The organism is Oscillochloris sp. ZM17-4, from assembly GCF_019599295.1.
Lineage (GTDB): Bacteria > Chloroflexota > Chloroflexia > Chloroflexales > Chloroflexaceae > Oscillochloris.
The window spans coordinates 325,627-346,075 of the sequence record NZ_JAIEWN010000002.1; the positions used below are offsets into that span (position 1 = coordinate 325,627).

The 20,449-nt window shown below is 67.6% G+C and carries 13 protein-coding genes, 1 pseudogene and 1 riboswitch; of the genes and pseudogenes, 12 read left to right on the plus strand and 2 right to left on the minus strand.

Going from position 1 to position 20,449, the window contains the following annotated elements:
- The 12 genes and pseudogenes from K2Z83_RS03280 to K2Z83_RS03335 form a co-directional block, all read left to right on the plus strand.
- A partial coding sequence (locus K2Z83_RS03280; RefSeq protein ID WP_220593744.1) for an AAA family ATPase occupies positions 1 to 929 on the plus strand: 929 nt, incomplete at its 5' end.
- A gap of 20 nt (positions 930 to 949) precedes the next feature.
- Positions 950 to 1,636 carry a family 16 glycoside hydrolase gene (locus tag K2Z83_RS03285; protein ID WP_220593745.1) on the plus strand — a complete coding sequence of 229 codons (687 nt, stop codon included), beginning with the start codon at positions 950 to 952 and terminating at the stop codon, positions 1,634 to 1,636.
- Between the two features lie 39 nt (positions 1,637 to 1,675).
- Positions 1,676 to 2,113: a carboxypeptidase-like regulatory domain-containing protein gene (locus K2Z83_RS03290; protein WP_220593746.1), complete on the plus strand. Its 438-nt coding sequence runs from the start codon at positions 1,676 to 1,678 to the stop codon at positions 2,111 to 2,113.
- A gap of 275 nt (positions 2,114 to 2,388) precedes the next feature.
- Positions 2,389 to 4,182 (plus strand): efflux RND transporter periplasmic adaptor subunit, encoded by a 1,794-nt coding sequence (locus tag K2Z83_RS03295; RefSeq protein WP_220593747.1) that lies wholly within the window; start codon positions 2,389 to 2,391, stop codon positions 4,180 to 4,182.
- A 160-nt stretch (positions 4,183 to 4,342) separates the two neighbouring features.
- Positions 4,343 to 5,065 carry an ABC transporter ATP-binding protein gene (locus tag K2Z83_RS03300; protein WP_305082495.1) on the plus strand — a complete coding sequence of 241 codons (723 nt, stop codon included), beginning with the start codon at positions 4,343 to 4,345 and terminating at the stop codon, positions 5,063 to 5,065.
- 56 nt (positions 5,066 to 5,121) lie between these two features.
- Positions 5,122 to 6,417, plus strand: a complete 1,296-nt coding sequence (locus K2Z83_RS03305; RefSeq protein ID WP_370650030.1) for an ABC transporter permease — start codon at positions 5,122 to 5,124, stop codon at positions 6,415 to 6,417.
- 78 nt (positions 6,418 to 6,495) lie between these two features.
- Complete coding sequence (locus K2Z83_RS03310) at positions 6,496 to 7,761, plus strand: ABC transporter permease (protein ID WP_220593748.1); 1,266 nt, start codon at positions 6,496 to 6,498, stop codon at positions 7,759 to 7,761.
- 93 nt (positions 7,762 to 7,854) lie between these two features.
- A complete protein-coding gene (locus tag K2Z83_RS03315; protein ID WP_220593749.1) occupies positions 7,855 to 9,306 on the plus strand; it encodes a glycosyltransferase in 1,452 nt (483 codons plus the stop codon).
- Between the two features lie 281 nt (positions 9,307 to 9,587).
- Positions 9,588 to 10,694: pseudogene (locus K2Z83_RS03320) on the plus strand (alpha/beta fold hydrolase); the annotation flags it as partial.
- Positions 10,695 to 10,893: 199 nt separating this feature from the next.
- A riboswitch (SAM riboswitch) is annotated at positions 10,894 to 11,063 on the plus strand.
- An 81-nt stretch (positions 11,064 to 11,144) separates the two neighbouring features.
- Positions 11,145 to 14,729, plus strand: coding sequence for a methionine synthase (metH, locus tag K2Z83_RS03325; RefSeq protein WP_220593750.1), 3,585 nt, complete (start codon positions 11,145 to 11,147; stop codon positions 14,727 to 14,729).
- 121 nt (positions 14,730 to 14,850) lie between these two features.
- On the plus strand, positions 14,851 to 15,507 hold the full coding sequence (locus K2Z83_RS03330) for a DedA family protein (protein WP_220593751.1): 657 nt from the start codon (positions 14,851 to 14,853) through the stop codon (positions 15,505 to 15,507).
- 25 nt (positions 15,508 to 15,532) lie between these two features.
- Complete coding sequence (locus K2Z83_RS03335; RefSeq protein WP_220593752.1) at positions 15,533 to 17,365, plus strand: S9 family peptidase; 1,833 nt, start codon at positions 15,533 to 15,535, stop codon at positions 17,363 to 17,365.
- On the opposite strand, the gene K2Z83_RS03340 is transcribed toward K2Z83_RS03335, so the two are convergent.
- Together K2Z83_RS03340 and ltaE are read right to left on the minus strand one after the other, a co-directional pair.
- Positions 17,323 to 19,224 carry a diguanylate cyclase gene (locus K2Z83_RS03340; RefSeq protein WP_220593753.1) on the minus strand — a complete coding sequence of 634 codons (1,902 nt, stop codon included), beginning with the start codon at positions 19,222 to 19,224 and terminating at the stop codon, positions 17,323 to 17,325. The genes K2Z83_RS03335 and K2Z83_RS03340 overlap by 43 nt on opposite strands.
- 66 nt (positions 19,225 to 19,290) lie before the next feature.
- Positions 19,291 to 20,364: a low-specificity L-threonine aldolase gene (gene ltaE, locus K2Z83_RS03345; protein ID WP_220593754.1), complete on the minus strand. Its 1,074-nt coding sequence runs from the start codon at positions 20,362 to 20,364 to the stop codon at positions 19,291 to 19,293.
- Positions 20,365 to 20,449 lie beyond the last annotated feature (85 nt).

The window sequence follows — 20,449 nt, forward strand, 5'->3', positions numbered from 1 at the left end:
CCGGCGCAGACAACTACCTGAGCAAGCCCGTCAATCCCAGCGAGCTTCAGGCGCTGGTGAAGGCACTGCTCCAGCGGGTGCTCGTCGCGAGCGAGAGCGCGATGAAGCAGAAGGCCCGCACACTCGCCGTCTACTCGCTGCGCGGCGGGTCCGGGGTCTCGACGATCGCGGTGAACCTGGGCGTCGGCCTCGCGCAGCTCTGGGGGGATCAGACAACCGTCGTCGATCTGGCGCTGACCAACGGGCAGAGCGCGCTGATGCTCGATCTGACGCTGCGCAATACCTGGGCCGATCTCGGGCCCATCCCGCCTGCAGAGATCGACGCCGACATGCTCGATATTGTGCTCCAGCCACACGCCAGCAAGGTGCGCGTGCTGGCGGCGCCCCCGCGGCCCGAGCTTCATGAGCTGATCACCGGCGAGAAGATCTCGCGCGTGCTGAGCTTGCTCAGGGAGTCCAGCGCCTACATCGTTATCGATATGCCGCATGATTTTAGCGAGCAGACCCTGGCCGGCCTCGACGCCGCCGATCAGATTGTGCTGGTTGTGTCCCCCGAGATGGCGGCGGTTCGGGCCGCGTCATCTGCGCTCAAGGTCTTCGCATCGCTCCAGTACCCGCCCGAGAAGATGATGCTGGCCCTCAACTGGACCTTCGAGCGCAACGGCCTGGCGCGAAAGGACATTGAGGCGAGCCTGGGACAGAGCTTCAACCTGATCATGCCCTTCGCCCCCGATCCGTTTGTCACCGCGATCAACACGGGCATACCACCAGTCATGAGCGCGCCGAAGTCGCCGCTCGGCGCGCTCTTCGAGGATTTCGCCTTTATGCTCAGCAGCGCCGAGCATCGGGCTACGCGGCCGGCCCAGCCGACCCCAGCCTGGCATCGTGTCGCCCAGCGTATCCAGCAGCGCTCTGCCAAATCGCGCTGACCTCTAGCCAGGAGCCACCCATGACTACATCCACCCGACACACCCTGCCCGGGCAATCGATGGTCGAGATCGGCGTGATGATCGCGCTGGTCGCCGTGATCGCTGCTGTCGGCCTGAGCACGACGGGGACCAGCGTCGACACGGCCATGTGCCAAGTGGTGAGCGCCTTTGGCGGCGGCGACTGCGGCACGCGCTTGCTCTTTGCCGATGACTTTACGAACATGAACGCCTGGGAGCGAGCCGCAGGAACATGGAAGATCGACAACGGCGAGCTCTCCGGCGGCCCCGGCGAGGGCCGGCTCTTTACCCCGATCCCGGCAGACGACTATACGATTGACATCGACACAGCCCGCCTCTCACAGGGGAATGGCTACGGGGTCTTCTTCCGCACCGAGAACTTCGGCAAGGTCAACGGCTACACGTTTCAGTACGACCCTGGCCTGCAGGGGTTCGCTTTTCGGAAGTGGGTCAATGGCAGCGAGATCTCAACGCCGATCGCCATTGCCAAGGCACCCAACTACGACTGGTACAACAGCGACCGCAAGCTACAAATAACGGTCAAGGGGGACACCTTCACCGCCAGCATCGATGGACAGCACGTGCTCACCACCTCCGACTCCACCTACACCTCAGGTGGGATCGGGCTACGCACCTGGGACAGCACCCAGGCCTCCTTTGACAACCTGAGCGTTTACAGTGTGCGCTGAAGCGCGATATGGGTAGCGCCTGATTAGGAGCACAATCCTATGCCACTCGAGGACTCTCCATCTCTACAAGACTTCGCCGACGGCATGCCGCCCCCCGCGCCAGATCCCGGTCGCGGGCATCGCGTGGCACGCGCGGTGATCGTAGCCCTGAGCGTGATCCTTGGCGTGCTGCTTGTGATCAATGTGGCTCAGAGTCGGGTCGTCTCCCTGATCAGCGGGAGCGGAACGATTACCGGCACCGTGGTGAACGCGAACGGAGTACCAACATCCGCCGAGATCATCATCGAGCGAACCGAGCGCATCGTTCGCTCCGATGCGAGCGGCCGCTTTGAGCTGCAGCAGGTCCCCGCAGGCCCACAGCTGCTCGTCGTTGCGTTCGACGGGGTTGGGGTCGAGTATCCGATCACCGCCGTCGCAGGGGCGAGTGTCAACATCGGCACCGTGCAGGCAGAGACAACGGCTGTCCCGCTCCCATAACTCCCTCCACAGCAGAAGCCGGGCGAACGCCGGGCTGCCGAGATCGCGAAGGCCGTAGCGGTGCCGCTACGGCCTTCGCGATCTCGGCGTTCACACTCGGTCACACATGCGACACACCTCCACAACACGCCCCCCGTATCAGGCAGCTATCATACTTTTGACCGATCTGCTGGGCGTTGGCAGATATCTTGCAACCGGCCAACACAACCTGTCGTAGCATGGTGTGGTACTCTCAGAGCAATCTGCAATCTGCAATTGGATAAGGAGCGTGAGCGATGGCCTCCGCCGAGACCCCCCGCAAGAAGAAAAATGGCCGCCGCCGCCTGATCCTGATCATCGGCGGCGTTCTTCTGGTGGTCGCCGCCTGTGCGGGCGGCGCCTTCTACCTGGCCCCCAAGCCGCCGGCGGCGGGCACCCTGCCCGAGGGCTGGCAGACGGTGGCCGCCAGCAGCGGCACGATCGCCTCCACGGTGAGCGCCACCGGCAATGTGGAGCCGGCCGCCGAGGCTAAGCTGCGCTTCAGCCAGAGCGGCACCGTGACCGAGATCCTCGTGCGCGAGGGCGACGCGGTGCAGGCCGGCGCGCCCCTGGCGCGCATCGACAGCGCCGGGCTGCGGCTCTCGCTTGAGCAGGCCCAGGCCGACCTGCGTCAGGCCCAGGCCGACTACGAGGATCTGCTGGCCGGGGCCAGCGCGCAGGATCTGGCCGAGGCCAACGCCCGCCTGGAGCAGGCCCGCAGCCAGTACCAGCAGGCCGCCACCAGCGTCAGCGCGGCCGACATCAGCGCGGCCCGCGCCGACCTGACCAGCGCCCAGGCCCGCCTCAGCGAGCTCCAGTCCGGCCCGGCCAACGATGAGCTGGCCTCGGCCAACGAGCAGGTCCAGCGCGCCCAGAGCACCCTCGACCAGGCGCGGGTCGACCTGGCGGCGGCCAAGGAGCGCGCCCGCGTCGATATGGAGGCGAAGGCCAACGCCCTGCGCAATGCCCAGGATACGTACAGCAAGGTCTACTGGGACAACCGACGCCTGGAGAGCCTGCCCGGCGACCTGCCGCAGGACCGCAAGGACCAGGAGGCCCAGGCCCTGCGCGCGGTGGACGACGGCGGGGCGGCGCTCAGCGCCGCCCAGACGGCCTACGAGCAGGCGAAGCAGGACGAGATCAACACCCTCCAGGCCAATGAGGCGTCGCTGAAGAGCGCCATCGCCAGCCGCGACAAGCTGATCGCCGGGCCGAAGGCCGACGCGCTGGCCGACGCCCGCGCCGCCGTGCAGCGCGCCCAGGCCAAGCTGGCCCAGCTGACCGGGGCCAACCGCGCCAGCGAGCTGGCCTCCAGCCAGGCCAGCGTCGAGATCGCCCAGGCCGGCCTCGACAAGCTCACCGCAGACCCGAGCACTGCCACCCTTGCCAGCCGCGAGGCCGCCGTCGTGCGGGCCGAGGTAGGCCTCAAGCAGGCCCAGCGCAACCTCGACCTGGCCACCCTCACGGCGCCCTTCGCCGCCACGATCTCGGCGATCGACATGAACATCGGCGAGCCGGCCGACGGCACCGCGATCATCGCCATCGTCGACCTGAGCAGCTTCCACATCGACGTGCCGATCGACGAGCTCGATATCGCCCAGGTGCAGCCCGGCCAGCGCGTGCAGATCAGCCTGGACGCCCTCCCCGGCGCCGAGATCGGCGGGGCCGTCGACGCCATCGCGCCCCAGGCCACCCGCAGCGACCAGGGCACCACCACCTACGCGGTGACGGTGAAGCTCGACGAGGGCAGCGCCGGGGTGCGGCCGGGCATGACGGCGGTCGTGGCGATCGTCACCAGCCAGAAGGACGACACGCTCCTGGTGCCCCGACGGGCCGTGCGCGCCGAGGGCGGCAAGAGCTACGTGCTGATCTTCGACCCGGCCGGCAAGCCCGAGGTGAGCGCCGGCAGCGTCCAGCCGGCCAGCACCCGCCAGGAGGTCACCATCGGCCTGAGCAACAGCGAGAGCGTCGAGATCCTCAGCGGCCTACAGGCCGGCGACGAGGTGCTCGTCCAGGATGTCGTCAGCACGTTTAACCCGGCGGGGAATTAGGGTACAGGGTACAGGGTACAGGGTACAGGATGAGGTATCATTCATATCCAAGCCTGTCCTCTATCCCCTATAGCGGAGGAGAGGGGTCAGTGCGGTTAGGGCTTGGCGGGCATGTGTCCGACCTGTCCCCTGTCCCCTGTCCCCTGTCCCCTTGAGCACTATGAGCGACCTGATAGTAGTCAGCGACCTAGCCAAAGTCTACCGCATGGGCGACGTTGAAGTCCACGCCCTGCGCGGCGTCTCCCTGACGATCCGCGCGGGCGAGATGGTGGCGATCATGGGGCCGTCCGGCAGCGGCAAGAGCACCCTGATGAACATCATCGGCTGCCTCGATCAGCCCAGCGGGGGCACGTACGAGCTCGACGGCGTGAATGTGGGAGACCTGGACGACAACGAGCTGGCGGCGATCCGCAACCAGAAGATCGGCTTCGTCTTCCAGCAGTACATGCTGCTCCAGCGCACCAGCGCCCTGCGCAACGTGGAGCTGCCCATGCTCTACGCCAAGAACCGGGGCGACCGCCACGAGCGGGCCAAGGCCGCCCTGGAGGCCGTCGGCATGGGCGAGCGGATGCACCACAAGCCCAATGAGCTCTCCGGCGGCCAGCAGCAGCGCGTGGCCATCGCCCGCGCCCTCGTCAACGAGCCGCGGATCATCATGGCCGACGAGCCCACCGGCGCGCTGGACTCCCACACCGGCGAGGAGATCATGGGCATCTTCCAGAAGCTCAACAGCGAGCAGGGCATCACCGTCATCCTCGTCACCCACGAGCACGACGTGGCCCAGCACGCCCAGCGCATCATCAGCGTGCGCGACGGCGCCGTCGCCGCTGATGAGCCGGTGGCGGGCCGGACGATCGCCGGAGCAATGTTGAAGGTTGAATAGTGAATGTTGAATGGGCGGAAGTCGCTCATACAGCGTTCTCTAGCCGCTGCGATGCTGTGCGAGCGGCATTCAACATTCAACATTCAACATTCAACATTATGAATATACTCGAGTCCTTCACCATCTCCTTCCGCGCCCTGCTGAGCAACAAGCTACGGGCGGCCCTGACGATGCTCGGCATCGTGATCGGCGTGGGCGCCGTGATCGGCATGCTGGCCCTGGGCAACGGCTTCCAGGGCTTCCTGAATAGCCAGTTCGACCAGCTCGGCATCGGGACGGTCTACGTCGCGCCGTTCATCGACACCAACCGGATCGACGTCGCCCAGACCGCCAGCCTGACCAGCGCCGACGCGCGGGCGATCATGCAGCCCGGCCGCGCCCCGGCGGTGCAGAGCTTGGCCATCGAGTGGAGCGACGACCTCCAGGTGATCGCCGATGGCCAGCGCAGCACCTATTCGGTGCGCGCCGTCAGCCCATCCTTCTTTGTGATCAGCCCGCAGCCCCTGGCCGCCGGGCGGCTGCTCACCCCCGCCGACGACGAGAGCCGCGCCCGCGTGGCCGTGATCGGCAAGCTCGTGGCCGAGAAGCTCTTCGGCACGCGCGAGGCAGCCGTCGGCCAGCGGCTCAGCCTCAACGGCGTCCAGTTCGATGTCGTCGGCGTCCTGGCCAGCAAAGAGGGCGCCGTGAGCATCGGCGCCGACCCGGCCGAGGCGATCTTTGTCTCCTACGAGACGGGCATCTCGCGCCTGTTCCGTAACCAGACCAGCGATCGGGTCAACGTCTCCTTTATGACCGTCAAGGCCGTGGACCGCTCCCAGGTCGATGCGGCCGTGCGTCAGGTGACCGAGGTGCTGCGCGGCGAGCACCGGCTGACCTACCAGGACAACGACTTCACGATCATCAACCCCGAGCAGTTCGCGGCGCAGGCCAGCGCGGTGATCGGGGCCTTCAACGCATTTCTGGGCATTGTGGCGGGCATCTCGCTGCTGGTGGGCGGCATCGGCATCATGAACATCATGCTGGTCAGTGTCACCGAGCGCACCCGCGAGATCGGCCTGCGCAAGGCGGTCGGCGCCCGGCGCAGCGACATCTTGATGCAGTTCCTGATCGAGGCTCTGGTGCTCTGCCTGATCGGCAGCGGCGTAGGCATCCTGCTCGGCTACCTGCTCTCATTCGCTGGCACCTGGATCCTGGTCTCCGTATTCCAGGCCGAGGGCGCCCAGGCCAGCGTGCAGCTCGGCAACGTGCTGCTGGCCAGCGGGATCGCCGCCGCCATCGGCGTGGCCTTCGGCTTCTTCCCCGCCCTCACGGCGGCCCGGCTGAACCCGATCGACGCACTCCGCACGGAGTAATTGCAGATTGCAGATTGCAGATTGCAGATTTTTGCAATCTGCAATCTGCAATCTGCAATCTGCAATCTGAGGTGACCGATGTCCATCCTTGAGGCCTTCCGCGTCGCCTGGCAGGCGATGATCGCCCATAAGCTGCGCTCGCTGCTGACGATGCTCGGCATCATCATTGGCGTGGGCGCCGTGGTGGGCATGCTCGCCATCGGCGACGGCTACCAGCTCTTTATCCAGCGCGAGTTCAATAAGATTGGCGTCGGCGTCTTTTATGTCAACCCGACCGTGGACAGCAGCAACACCGACGAGAGCCTGCGGCCCCAGCTGCGCGCCATCGACGCCGAGGCGATCATGCGGCCGGGCGCGGCGCCGGCGGTGGAGTTCGTGGCCCTGGAGCTGAACCGCAGCGGCGCGGTGAGCGCCGGCGGCGAGCGCTACCGCTTCGGGGTCAAGGGAGTCACGCCGAACTTCTTCCAGATCGGCGACACCTCCCTGGGCGACGGGCGCTACTTCAGCGACGCCGAGGACGCGGCAAACGCCCGCGTGGCCGTGATCGGCGACGGCGTGGCGAAGACGCTCTTCGGCGATATCTACAGCGCCGTCGGCGGGCGGATCAGCCTCAACGGCGTGCAGTTTGAGGTGATCGGCGTCAGCACCACCAAGCAGAGCGGCCTCGCCGGCGCCCTCGGCCAGTTCTCCAGCCCCAGCGAGCAGGTCTACGTGCCCTACCGCACCGCGCGCGACCGGCTCTTCCGCAACAACGTGGGCTCGCGGGTGGATGTGTCGAGCATGACGGTGAAGGTGCGCAGCGTGCCCGAGATCGACGAGGCCATCCGCCAGGTGACGGCCGTGCTGCGCCAGGAGCACCGCCTGAGCTACCAGAGCAACGACTTCCGGGTCAGCAACCCGCAGCAGGCATCGGAGCAGTTCAAGCAGATCACCGCCGGCTTCAGCGCCTTCCTGGGCACGATCGGCGGGATCTCGCTGCTGGTGGGCGGCATCGGCATCATGAACATCATGCTGGTGAGCGTGGCCCAGCGCACCAAGGAGATCGGCCTGCGCAAGGCGGTCGGCGCCCGCAGCCGCGACATCATGTGGCAGTTCCTGATCGAGGCCGTGGTGCTCTGCCTCTTCGGCGGCGCGATCGGCATCGGCCTGGGATACCTGTTCTCCTTCGGCGGCAGCGCCGTGCTCTACGCCCTCTCGCAGGACCCGACGGTGAAGGCGAGCGTCTCGCTCTTCTCGGTCGTCCTGGCCACCTCGATCTCGGCCGGCATCGGCATCTTCTTCGGCATCTTCCCGGCCATGCGCGCCGCCCGCCTCGACCCGATCCGCGCCCTGAGGAATGAGTAGACGACAGGTAGTGTCAGATACAGATCGTGTATACTCTCCATGGTGCGGTAGTCCGCAAGCAATATCATACATCGCCCTACGGGCGGGGGCTATATGAAGAAGCGAGTGCTGATTCTCTCAGCAAGCGTCGGCTCAGGGCACAAGTCTGCGGCGGCGGCGATCGAAGAGGTCTTCCGCGCCCAGCCCGGCGTGGAGGTGCGCAACGAGGACGCGCTCAAGCTCACCAGCCGGATCTACCAGGTGACGGCGTCCGATGTCTACTTCGCGCTGGTCAAGGAGAACCCCTGGTTTGTCGGCTGGTGGTACGACCAGAACGACGAGCCCTTTAAGAATGAGACGGGCGCGCTCCAGCTGTGGAACTCGCTCAACGCCCAGCCCCTGGCCAAGTTTGTGCTCGACTACGACCCGCACATCACCGTCTGCACCCACTTTATGCCGGCGGGCGTGGTGGCCCAGCTGCTCAGCCAGGGCAAGCTGCGCACCACCCTCTCGATTGTGACCACCGACTATGACTTCCAGGGCATGTGGCTGAGCCGGGTCTTCAACCGCTACTTCGTCGCCATCGAGGAGACGAAGGTCGACCTGCGCGAGCTGGGCGTCGATGAGAACCGGATCACGGTGTCGGGCATCCCGGTGAGCCCGGTGTTCGGCGAGCCGGTGGACCGCGAGGCGGTGCTGGCCCGCTACCGCCTGCGCGCCGACCGGCCGGTGATCCTGGTCTCGGCGGGGGCGCTCGGCGGCGGGCCGGCCCGCGATATCGTGGCCCAGATCCTGCGCCTGAAGACGCCCGTGCAGACGGTGGTGATCTGCGGGCGCAACCAGCTGCTGCGCCAGCAGGTCGCCACCCAGATCAGCGGCGCCGAGGATCGCTTCCGCCTGCTCGGCTTCACCAGCGAGATGCCGGACCTGATGCGGGTGGCCAGCCTGTTCGTCGGCAAGCCGGGCGGGCTGACCGCCTCGGAGTGCATGGCGGCGGGGCTGCCCATGGTGGTGGTGGACCCCATCCCCGGCCAGGAGGAGCGCAACAGCGACCACCTGCTAGAGGCGGGGGCGGCGGTGCGCTGCCGCTCGCTGCTGACAATGGCGTTTAAGATCGACCGGATCTTCGCGGAGGCGGGCCGCCTGGAGCACATGCAGGCCTGCGCACGGGGACTGGGCCGGCCCGACGCGGCGCAGGTGGTGGTCGACCAGCTGCTGGAGGAGACCAGCGAGCCGCTCCAGTTCAGCAAGAAGGAGCTGCGCCGGATCATCGCCGCAGCCAGCGGCGAGGCCGAGGTGCCGCCCCTGGAGGCGCCCGCCGGCGACCCAGGCGTGGCCCTCTACCACGACGACACCGGGATCTACATCGGCTCGATCAGCCCCTCCCAGCTCCAGTTCCTGATCGATCTGCTGGAGGAGGACGACGAGGACGACGAGACCTACTTTATCGACGAGCCGACGATTGGCTGGCTCTCACAGCAGGGCGCCGACCGCGGCCTGATCCGGGTGCTCGACCACGCCATCGCCGAGCGTGGCCAGTCGGAGATCCGCTGGGTGAGGTTATAGCCGATAGCCGATAGCCGATAGCCGATAGCCGATAGCTGATAGCCGGAAGATACGCGCTATCGAATTATCGGCTATCGGCTATCGGCTATCTGAGGGGTGAGGGTATGTGCGAGTGTCGAGCGTCGAGCGTCGAGCGCCAGAAGATACGCGGTATCGAACTATCGGCTATCGGCTATCGGCTATCGGCTATCTGAGGGTGGAGGTGGGCCGTGAGCTACCTGATCGACGGAGTCCGCATCTACGCCCGCGAGGAGGGCCGCACCAACGCCCAGCTGGCCCTGATGATCCACGGCTGGTCGAGCAGCTGGTACGCCCTCTCGCCGCTGATCCCGCTGGTGTCGCGGCGCTACCGCTGTGTCGCGGTGGACCTGCCCGGCTACGGCAGCTCGGAGCGCCTGCACGGCACGACGACGATCGACCGCTACGTCGATCTGCTCGCGAAGCTCATCCAGGAGCTCACCGACAGCCCGGCGGTGCTGATCGGCCACTCGATGGGCGGCATGATCAGCGCCACCCTGGCCCTGCGCTACCCCCAGCTGATCGAGCGGGCCGTGCTGATCTGCCCCACGATCAGCGGCGACCTCTCGACCTGGATCAAGCTCTTCATCTCGCCGATCACTATGCTCCAGCGCTTTCCGGTGGCCGACCGGATCGTCTCGGCCCTGGAGCCCTACCTGCTCAGCGCCACCGACCGGCTCATGCGGCCGGCATCCTTCGCCGCGCGCAGCGAGATCACCGAGGAGGCCTACCACCGGCTGCGCGCCGACGCCCGCCGGCCAGGGCAGGGCCGCGTGCGCGCCGAGACCTACCTCGCCATGCGCAACCACGACCTGCGCGGCAAGCTGGGCGCGATCGAGACGCCCTCGCTGGTGATCTGGGGCGCCGAGGATAACACGGTGCCCCTGCGCGACGCCGGGGTGGTGTCTGATGAGTGGCGCAATGTCGATCTGCGCATCGTGCCGAAGGCCGGCCACTGGCCGCACTTCGAGACGCCCGAGATCACGATCAAGATGATCGCCTCCTACCTCGGGCTGCCGGTGGTCACCACCCTCCTGGACGACTCGACCACCCCGAACGAGGTCGTCAGCCGGGCGGCCGAGTTCCTGCATAAGTCCGACATCGGCAGCGGGATGACCCTGGCCCAGCGCACGCGCCTGGCGGCCCAGTGCCGCGTGCGAGTACACGCGCCCGGCGCGATCATCGCCGCGCCGAATGAGGAGAGCAGCGACCTGCTGATCGTCCAGGAGGGCGCGATCGAGATCTGGAGCAGCCCGGTGGACGACGACCCATCCACGCAGAAGCTGCTCTCGCAGGTCTTCGCCGGCCAGATCACCGGCGAGATGTCGCTGATAGACGGCGGCCGGCGCAGCGCGGAGCTGCGGGCGGGCGACCACGGCTGCACGCTGCTGGCCATCACGCGCGCGCGCATGATGGCGCTCACCGAGGACGACCCGGCCCTCGGGAACACGCTGATCTGGAACATCGCCTCGTCGCTGGCCCTGCGCATCCGGCTCTCGACCATGGCCACCGATCGCGCTTTGACACCCGCTCGATGGCCATGCTATACTTGCCCGAACAACATCATAGTGCTCATCCAGAGGGGTGGAGGGACCGGCCCGTCGAAGCCCCGGCAACCGCTGAGCGATTGTAGATTGTAGATTGTAGATTGCAGATTGGCTGCAAATCTGCAATCTGCAATCTGCAATCTGCAATTCAGAACGGTGCTAACTCCGTCAGCGCAAGCTGGAAGATGAGGTTGCAGACGCCTTCACGCCAGCATGTGGAGGCTTTTTTGTTGCGCCGCGCCTCCGGCGCCAGTCTATAGCGAGGGGAGCCCCATGCCACGACAGAGCTACCTTGAGGCCATCGCCGAGCGCGTCCTGATCTTCGACGGCGCGATGGGCACCAGCATCGATACCTTCGACCTGAGCGTCGAGGACTACGGCGGCGAGCGCACCTTCGGCAACCGCGACTACCTGGCCTTCACCAGGCCCGATGTGATCGGCCAGATCCACGCCTCCTTCTTCGAGGCCGGCGCCGATGTGGTCGAGACGAACACCTTCCAGAGCACCCGCCTGCGCCTGGAGGAGTGGGGCCTCGGCGAGCGCACCGTCGAGCTGAACCGCGGCGCCGCCGAGCTGGCCCGCGCGGTGGCCGACCGCTTCGAGGCCCAGGACGGCCGCCAGCGCTTTGTGGCCGGCTCGATCGGCCCCACCGGCAAGCTGCCCTCCTCCGACGACCCGGCCCTCTCCGATATCACCTTCGAGCAGCTCAGCGAGATCTTCCGCGAGCAGGCCACCGGCCTGATCGCGGGCGGGGTGGACCTGCTGATCGTCGAGACCAGCGTGGACATCCTGGAGGTGAAGGCCGCCCTCGACGGCATCCGCCGGGCCAAGGCCGAGCTGGGCCGGCCCGACATCGCCGTGCAGGCCCAGGTCTTCCTCGACCTCTCCGGGCGCATGCTGCTCGGCACCGATGTGCCGGCCCTGATCGCCACCCTGGAGGCCATGCCGGCCGATGTGATCGGCCTGAACTGCTCGACCGGCCCCGAGCATATGCGCGAGGCCATCCAGTACCTCACCGCCCACGCCCGCCGGCCGATCTCCTGCCTGCCTAACGCCGGGCTGCCCATGGAGGTGGACGGCCAGACGGTCTACCCGATGGAGCCGGAGCCCTTCGGGCGGATCATCGGCGAGTTTGTGGGCGAGTACGGGGTGGGCGTGGTCGGCGGCTGCTGCGGCACCCGCCCCGCCCATATCGCGAAGCTGCGCGAGGTGATCGGCTACGACCGCACGCCCAAGGAGCGCCAGATCGAGTACATCCCCAGCGTCTCGTCGGGCATCCGCGCCGCCGCCCTGCGCCAGGACGGCACCCTGACCATGATCGGCGAGCGGGTGAACACCCTCGGCTCGCGCAAGGTCAAGCGGCTGCTGCTCGGCGATAACTACGACGGCGTGCTGGAGGTGGCCCGCGAGCAGGTGGACGGCGGATCGCACATGCTGGATGTCTGCGTGGCCATGACCGAGCGGGCCGACGAGTCCGAGCAGATGACCAAGCTGCTCAAGAAGCTGACCATGAACGTCGAGCTGCCGCTGGTGATCGACACCACCGAGGCCGACGTGCTAGAGAACGCCCTGGCCATGTACCCCGGCCGCGCCGTGGTCAACTCGGTCTCGCTGGAGGGCGGGCGCGGGGCGAAGATCGACACGGTGATGCCGCTGATCGCCCGCTACGGCGCGGCGGCGGTGGCCATGACGATCGACGAGGAGGGCATGACTCACACCCGCGAGCGCAAGCTGGCGGTGGCCGAGCGGATCGCTCAGATCGCCCGCGATGAGTATGGCGTGCCGGCCGAGGCGCTGATCTTCGACGTGCTGACCTTCCCGATCACCACCGGACAGGAGGAGCTGCGCAGCGCCGCCGTGGAGACGATCGAGGGCATCCGGCTGGTCAAGGAGCGCATCCCCGGCTGCTTCACCACCCTGGGCGTGAGCAACCTCAGCTTCGGCGTGGCCCCGCACGCCCGCGCCGCGCTCAACTCGGTCTTCCTCTTCCACGCGGTGGCCGCCGGCCTCGACACGGCGATCATCAACCCGGCCCACACCACGCCCTACGCCGAGATCCCCGAGGAGCAGCGCGCGATCTGCGAGGACCTGATCTTCAACCGGCGCGAGGACGCCCTGGCCCGCTTTATCCAGCACTTCGAGGAGAATGTCAGCGAGGAGAAGGCCCAGAGCGCCGACGCCACAGCGGCCATGCCGGTGGACGAGCGCCTGGGCTGGAAGATCCTGCACCGCAAGAAGGAGGGCGTCGAGGCCGATATCGAGCAGGCGGTGGCCGAGCGGCTCACCGCCCGCGGGCTCTCCTTCGGCGACCCGGCTGTCGCTATCAAGGACGCCGTCACCGAGGCGTCGCCCCAGGGCGACTGCGCGGTGACAGTGCTCAACGACGTGCTCCTGCCGGCCATGAAGGAGGTCGGCGACCTGTTCGGCTCCGGCCAGCTCATCCTACCCTTCGTGCTGCAGAGCGCCGAGGTGATGAAGAAGGCCGTGGCCCACCTGGAGCAGTACCTCGATAAGCTGGAGGGCTCCACCAAGGGCCGCGTCGTCCTGGCCACCGTCTACGGCGATGTCCACGACATCGGCAAGAACCTGGTGAACACCATCCTGTCGAACAACGGCTACACCGTGTACGACCTGGGCAAGCAGGTGCCGATCAACACGATCCTGGAGAAGGCCGTCGAGGTGGGCGCCGACGCGATCGGCCTCTCGGCGCTGCTGGTGTCTACCAGCAAGCAGATGCCCCTGGCCGTGCAGGAGCTGCACAAGCGCGGCATGCACATCCCGGTGCTGGTGGGCGGCGCGGCGATCAACAAGCAGTACGGCCAGCGGATCAGCTTCGTGGGCGAGACGCCCTACGACGCCGGGGTCTTCTACTGCAAGGACGCCTTCGAGGGGCTGGAGACGATGGAGCGGCTGAGCGACGCCGCCGGCCGCGCGGAGTATCTGGAGACGACCCTGCGCGAGGCCGCAGAGTCGCTCAGCCGGCGGCAGACCGGCCGGGTGGCCCTGGCCGACCTCGGCAAGGCCAGCATGGGCGACTCATCCGCCCGCTCGGCCGTCCGCGCCGACGTGCCGGTGCCCACGCCGCCCTTCTGGGGGGCCAAGGCCACCAGCCGCATCCGCCTGGACGACGTGCTGGCCTGCCTCGACCGCAACGCACTCTACCGGCTACAGTGGGGGGCCAAGAACGCCAAGGGCGCGGAGTGGGAGCAGCTCAAGGCCGAGTTCGACGTGAAGGTGCGCGAGCTGATGCGCGAGGCCGAGCGCGACGGCTGGCTGGAGCCGAAGGTCGTCTACGGCTACTTCCCGGTGCAGAGCCAGGGCCACGACCTGATCGTCTACGACCCAGCCGACCGCGCCAAGGAGCTGACCCGCTTCGTCTTCCCGCGCCAGCCGGGGCGCGAGCGGCTCTGCCTGGCCGACTACTTCCGCAGCGTGGAGAGCGGCGAGTATGACGTGGCCGCCTTCCAGCTGGTGACGATGGGCAGGAAGGTAGACGACCTGACCGAGGAGCTGCAGCAGAAGGGCGACTACAGCCGGGGCTACTACATCCACGGCCTGGGCGTGAGCCTGGCCGAGGCGCTGGCCGAGTACACCAACCGGGTGGTGCGCCAGGGCCTCGGCCTCGGCGAGGGGGGCGGCAAGCGCTACTCCTGGGGCTACCCGGCCTGCCCCGACCTGGAGGAGCACGCCAAGCTCTTCGCCATCCTGCCCGCCGAGCAGATCGGCCTGACGCTCACCGAGGCCTTCCAGCTCGTGCCCGAGCAGAGCACGGCGGCGATCGTCATCCACCACCCCGAGGCCAAGTACTTCTCGATCGGGTCGGCGGCCGAGCGGGCCGAGGAAGATGTGACAGCGTAACGATAACGTAGGGGCGCAGCAGTAGGGACGCAGCGCGCTGCGTCCCTACTGCTGCGCCCCTACGTTTATGATACAATCCCCACGGCGACCCGACAGATAACGCATTACACAAGGCAACATCATGGATTTTGTGAAGGGCATCATCGACTTCATCCTGCACATCGATGAGTATCTAGGAATCTTCGTCACCAACTATGGCGGCTGGACGATCGGCATCCTGTTTGTGATTATCTTCTGCGAGACGGGGCTGGTCTTCACGCCGTTTCTCCCCGGCGACTCGCTGCTGTTTGCGGCCGGGGCGATCGCGGCGCTGCACCCCGACGCCCTGCCCTTCCCGCTGCTGCTGCTGCTGATGATCATCGCCGCCATCCTGGGCGACACGGCGAACTACTGGATCGGCTCCTCGCTCGGCCGCTGGATGCTCGACCGGCCGAAGCCGCTGATCAAGCAGGAGTATATCGAGCGCACCCACAAGTTCTTCGAGAAGTATGGCGGCAAGACGATCATCCTGGCCCGCTTCGTGCCGATCGTCCGCACCTTCGCCCCCTTCGTGGCCGGCCTCGGCAAGATGGACTACCGCCACTTCCTCACCTTCAATGTGGTCGGCGGCGTGCTCTGGGCCACGCTGTTCCTCTGCGCCGGCTACTTCTTCGGCCAGTTCGAGTTTGTGCAGAAGAACTTCGAGCTCGTCGCCCTGGCGATCATCCTCGTGTCGGTGCTGCCGATCGTGGTCGAGTTTGTCCTCGCGCGCATGCGCCGCACCGAGCGCGCGGCGTAGGGGCGCGGCACCTAACCGAAAGTCAATGATGACCGACGACACCTTCCTCACGCAGCTGCTCAGCCTGCCCAGCGTCGAGCGGGCCGAGCTCTCGCCCGACCGGCGCTGGGTGGCCTTCGCCTGGTACCGGGTCAGCCGCAACATCGACATCTTTGTCGCGCCAACCGACGGCAGCGCCGCGCCGACCGCGCTCACCGACACGCCCGAGGAGACGCGCCTGATCGGATGGGCCGCCGACTCGCGCGGCCTGATCGTGGCCGAGGACCACGACGGCGATGAGCGCGTGCGGCTCTTCCGCGTGCGCCTCGACGCGCCCGGCGTGATGGAGCCTCTGACCGAAGACGCGCCGGCCGCCTTCATCTACGGCGGCGAGATCTCGCCCGACGGGCGCACGCTCTTCTACGCCATGAACCAGGATGTCGCCACCGGCGCGCTGATCGAGCCGAGCTGGCTCTACCGCCACGACCTTGACAGCGGCGAGCGCACGCCGATCGCCCGGCCCGCGCGGCCCTGCTGGGATGTGCCGCGCCTGAACGCCGCCGGCACGCAGCTGATCTACACCCGCAAGGACCGCAGCGCCGCCGGCGAGCAGGTCTACCTGGTGGATGTCGAGGGCGGCGATGACCGCGAGATCCTCAGCGCGGGGGACGACCTGAAGGTCGCGGCCGACTGGCTGCCCGACAGCCGGCGCATCCTGGTGGTGGCCGAGGCGGGCGGCGGCAGCTACAAGCGCGTCGGCCTCTATGACACAGCCTCGGGCGCGGCCAGCTGGCTGATCGACGACCCGGCGCGCCAGATCGAGGCGGCCAGCGTCACCCGCGACGGGCTGATCGTCGTGGACGAGGTGCGCGACGGACGGCACGCCCCGTCGGTGATCGACCTGGGATCAGACATACCGGCGGAGACGCCCTTCCCCCGGCCCGCGCGCGGCAACCTGCTGCCGCTCGGCCGCGCCGCCGACGGGGCGTGGCTGGCGCTGAGCTACTCGTCGACCGAGCCGACGGATATTGTGCGTCTGGATACCACGGGAGGGCGCACCTCGCTCACCCGCTGGCAGGAGCGCGCGGCCATCGACCTGGGCCAGCTCACGCCCGCCGAGGACTTCCGCTGGGCCTCGGACGACGGGACGCCGATCCACGGCTGGCTCTACCGGGCGCGCGCGGCGAGCGGGCGGGCGGTGCTCTTCATCCACGGCGGGCCGACATGGCACAGCGAGGACTGGATCAACGCGCAGATCCAGTACCTGGCGAGCCAGGGCTTCCACGTGCTCGACGTGAACTACCGGGGCAGCACCGGCTACGGCATGGCCTTCCGCGAGTCGATCAAGGCCGACGGCTGGGGCGGCCGCGAGCAGCAGGACATCGCGGCGGGGGCGCGGGCGCTGATCGCCGCCGGGCTGGCCGCGCCGGGGAAGATCGGCGTGACGGGCACATCCTACGGCGGCTACAGCTCCTGGTGCCAGATCGTCCACACGCCGCCGGAGCTGATCGCGGCGGCCGCGCCGATCTGCGGGATGACCGACCTGGTGATCGACTACGAGACCACCCGGCCCGACCTGCGGCCCTACAGCGAGGAGATGATCGGCGGCACGCCAGCGAGCGCGCCCGAGCGCTACCGCGAGCGCTCGCCGGTCCACTTCGTCGCGCAGATCCGCGGGCGGCTGCTGATCGTCCAGGGCGCGCAGGACCCCAACGTCACCCCGGAGAATGTGCGCCAGGTCGTGCGACACCTAGAGGCGTCAGGGGTACGCTATGAGCTGCTGGAGTTCGCGGACGAGGGCCACGGAATCCACCGACCGGCCAACCAGGCCGTGCTCTATAAGAGCTTGGCCTTGTTCTTCAGATCGGCGCTGGCCTGAAATGACGCGGTCTTGCCAAAGATCAGGGAGCGAAAGCCGACCACCTTATTGCGGCCGCTGTTCTTGGCCACATAGAGCGCCTGGTCGGCCCGGTCGATCAGATCGCCCAGGCTGCCGGCGAACACATCGTCGTAGCTGTCGGCCCCAATGCTGATCGTGACGGTGATCGGCCCGGCGTCGCTCTCGACCGGGCGCGCACAGATGCGTGTACGCAGGCGCTGGGCAACCAGGATCGCCTGCTCATAGCTCGTCTCCGGCAGCAGGGCGACAAACTCCTCGCCGCCAAAGCGGGCCACCGTATCGATATCGCGCAGGTCGTCACAGCAGCGCTGGGCGACCTCCCTGAGCACCTCGTCGCCGGCGAGGTGCCCGTAGGTATCGTTCACCGCCTTAAAGCTGTCGATATCGAACATGATCAGGCTCAGCGGGCGCTTATAGCGATCGGTGCGCTCGATCTCGTAGGTGGCCACATCGAAGAAGTGGCGGCGATTCGGCACCTGGGTGAGTGCATCGGTCGTGGCCATCTCCTGGATGCGGGCGAAGAGGCGGGCGTTCTGCACGGCGATCGCCGCCGTGGAGGCCAGCGTCTCCAGCACATCGAGATCGTTGCTGGTATAGGCGCGCGGCCCGTGGGCCTGGACGGTGATCGCGCCGACGATCTGCTCGCCGGTGTGCAGCACCGTGGCGAGCATGGATCGGGTCAGATCGGCGTCGTCATGGAGACGCTCCGCGCCGAAGATCTCCTCGATCTCAGGGTCGCTGTTGAGCAGGCGCAGCGAGACACCGTGGCGGATGATGTGGCCGAGCAGCCCGCGCCCGATGGGTATCTGGCGGCTCGGCCAGCGCCCCTGATGATCGGCGATATAGACATAGGCGATCTCCTGGCGCTCCTGCTCGTAGAGCGCGATCGTAAAGCTGTCGCAGATCATCAGCCGCTTGGCCGCGCGGTGGATCGCATGGTAGAGGTTCTCGGGGTCGAGGGCGGCGCCGATCTCGATGCTCGCCAGGTAGAGCAGGTGCCGGCGCTCCGCCTCGCGCAGCGCCTCCTCGTAGAGCCGGGCGTTCTGGATGGCGATCCCGGTCTGCCGACCGATCACCACGAGCTGCTCCAGGTCGTGCCGGGTGAACCCTCTGTCGGGCCCAAGCCGATACAGCGCGAGCACGCCGAAGAGGGTGCGGTCGACGCCGGCGATCGGCGCGGCGATCAGGGCCGACACGCCGGCGTTGACGAGCGCCGGGATGGCGCGGGCCTCGCCCTGGTAGTTATTGATCATGAGCGGGCGCTGCGTGTCGACTAGATCCCAGACCAGCCCGACGCTGCGGGTGTGCATGGCCCTGATGGTGGGGTCATCGGGGAGGTTGATCAGCCGCTCGGTGCTGATAGTGTCGCGCTCAGCATCATAGAGCGGGATGCTGCTGGCGTCGGCGCCAATCAGCTCCATGGCATGCTGGGCCACCCGCTCAAGGATGGTGGGGATGTCGAGGGAGCTGCTGATGATCATGAGCAGATCATAGAGCTTCTGCTCGTGGAGGTCCCGTTGCTGCTCGGCATCGGCCTGGGGGACGGCCTGGATCATCAGCAGCGAGCCCTGATCACGAAGGGGGGAGCGGCGGATCGTGAAGTCTGCGAACCCGAGCCGGATATGCGTCACGCCATCGGGGCTGAGCATGGCGGGCGGGAAGATGCTGGCGAGGGGGGAGCCGACGAGTCCGTCGCCGAAGATCTGGGCCGCCGCCGGGTTCGCCATCAGCACCCGATCATCAGGGTCGAGGAGCATGATCCCGTCGGAGCTGGCGACAACGAGTGTGTCCCAGGGGATAGGGATGGGGGGCTGATGATCATCGCTGGGCTGATTCATGCCAATCCCGCTCATGTTGCTTTCACGCTCCGCCGCGGTGATCGCGATATTCCTGCTACGGCCACCTCAGCCTGCGAGCGCCTCGCGCACCGCCTGCACGGCCCGGTCGATATCAGCCGCCTCGATGCCATAGTGTGTCACCGCGCGGATCGTCTGGCCGCCCATGCCGCCCACAAGCACGCCGCGCTCGCGCAGCCGCCCGGTCAGGTCGGCCACGCTGAGCCGCTCGTCGCGCAGCTCGAAGCGGACGATATTCGTCTGCACACGGCTCAGGTCGATGTCGAGGCCGGGGATCGCGGCGAGGCCGGCGGCGAGCTGGCGGGCGTTGGCGTGGTCATCGGCGAGGCGGCCGACCATCTCGCTGAGGGCGACGACGCCGGCGGCGGCGAACACGCCGGCCTGGCGCATGCTACCGCCGAGGATCTTGCGCATGCGGCGCACCCGCGCGATGAAGGGGCGCGTGCCGGCGACCATCGAGCCGACCGGCGCGGACAGGCCCTTCGAGAGGCAGAACTGCACGCTATCGACGTGGCGGGTGATCTCACGCACATCGACGCCGAGGGCGACGGCGGCGTTGAAGACGCGGGCGCCGTCGAGGTGGAGCGGCAGCCCGTGCTCCTGGGCGATCGCGTGGGCGGCGGCCATATAGCTGAGGGGCAGCACCACGCCGCCGCAGCGGTTGTGGGTATTCTCCAGGCAGATCAGGCCGGGCGGCGACTGGTGCGGGTCATCGCTGGCGGCCGCGGCGGCGCGCAGCTGGTCGAGGTCGATCGTGCCATCTGCGCCGTTGGGCAGGGCGTGGTAGATCAGGCCGCCGAGGGCCGAGGCGCCGCCAGCCTCGTAGCGGTAGATGTGACACTCGTCGCCGAGGATCACCCGATCGCCGCGCCCACCGTGGGCCAGCACCGCGCTCAGGTTGCCCATGGTGCCGGTGGGCACCAGCACGGCCGCCTCCTTCCCGATCAGCTCGGCGGCCAGCTCCTCGAGCCGGTTCACCGTGGGGTCCTCGCCATAGACATCATCGCCGAGCTCGGCCGCGCTGATCGCCTCGCGCATCGCCGGGCTCGGCAGCGTCACCGTATCGCTCCGCAGATCGATCATGCCTCGGCGCGCGGCGGCGCCAGCCATATCCTCGTACATACCACTCCTTGTCGCTTACTGTCCTAGCCCGTAAAGCCCAGGAGCTTTAGCCCTGGGATATAAGGGCTTCACCCGCGTTAGCGGC

Excerpts from the sequence above, each read along its gene's own strand:
- K2Z83_RS03285 (WP_220593745.1), top strand. The coding sequence starts at position 950 with ATGACTACATCCACCCGACACACCCTGCCCGGGCAATCGATGGTCGAG.
- K2Z83_RS03290 (WP_220593746.1), top strand. The coding sequence starts at position 1,676 with ATGCCACTCGAGGACTCTCCATCTCTACAAGACTTCGCCGACGGCATG.
- K2Z83_RS03295 (WP_220593747.1), top strand. The coding sequence starts at position 2,389 with ATGGCCTCCGCCGAGACCCCCCGCAAGAAGAAAAATGGCCGCCGCCGC.
- K2Z83_RS03300 (WP_305082495.1), top strand. The coding sequence starts at position 4,343 with ATGAGCGACCTGATAGTAGTCAGCGACCTAGCCAAAGTCTACCGCATG.
- K2Z83_RS03310 (WP_220593748.1), top strand. The coding sequence starts at position 6,496 with ATGTCCATCCTTGAGGCCTTCCGCGTCGCCTGGCAGGCGATGATCGCC.
- K2Z83_RS03315 (WP_220593749.1), top strand. The coding sequence starts at position 7,855 with ATGAAGAAGCGAGTGCTGATTCTCTCAGCAAGCGTCGGCTCAGGGCAC.
- metH (WP_220593750.1), top strand. The coding sequence starts at position 11,145 with ATGCCACGACAGAGCTACCTTGAGGCCATCGCCGAGCGCGTCCTGATC.
- K2Z83_RS03330 (WP_220593751.1), top strand. The coding sequence starts at position 14,851 with ATGGATTTTGTGAAGGGCATCATCGACTTCATCCTGCACATCGATGAG.
- K2Z83_RS03335 (WP_220593752.1), top strand. The coding sequence starts at position 15,533 with ATGATGACCGACGACACCTTCCTCACGCAGCTGCTCAGCCTGCCCAGC.
- K2Z83_RS03340 (WP_220593753.1), bottom strand. The coding sequence starts at position 19,224 with ATGAATCAGCCCAGCGATGATCATCAGCCCCCCATCCCTATCCCCTGG.
- ltaE (WP_220593754.1), bottom strand. The coding sequence starts at position 20,364 with ATGTACGAGGATATGGCTGGCGCCGCCGCGCGCCGAGGCATGATCGAT.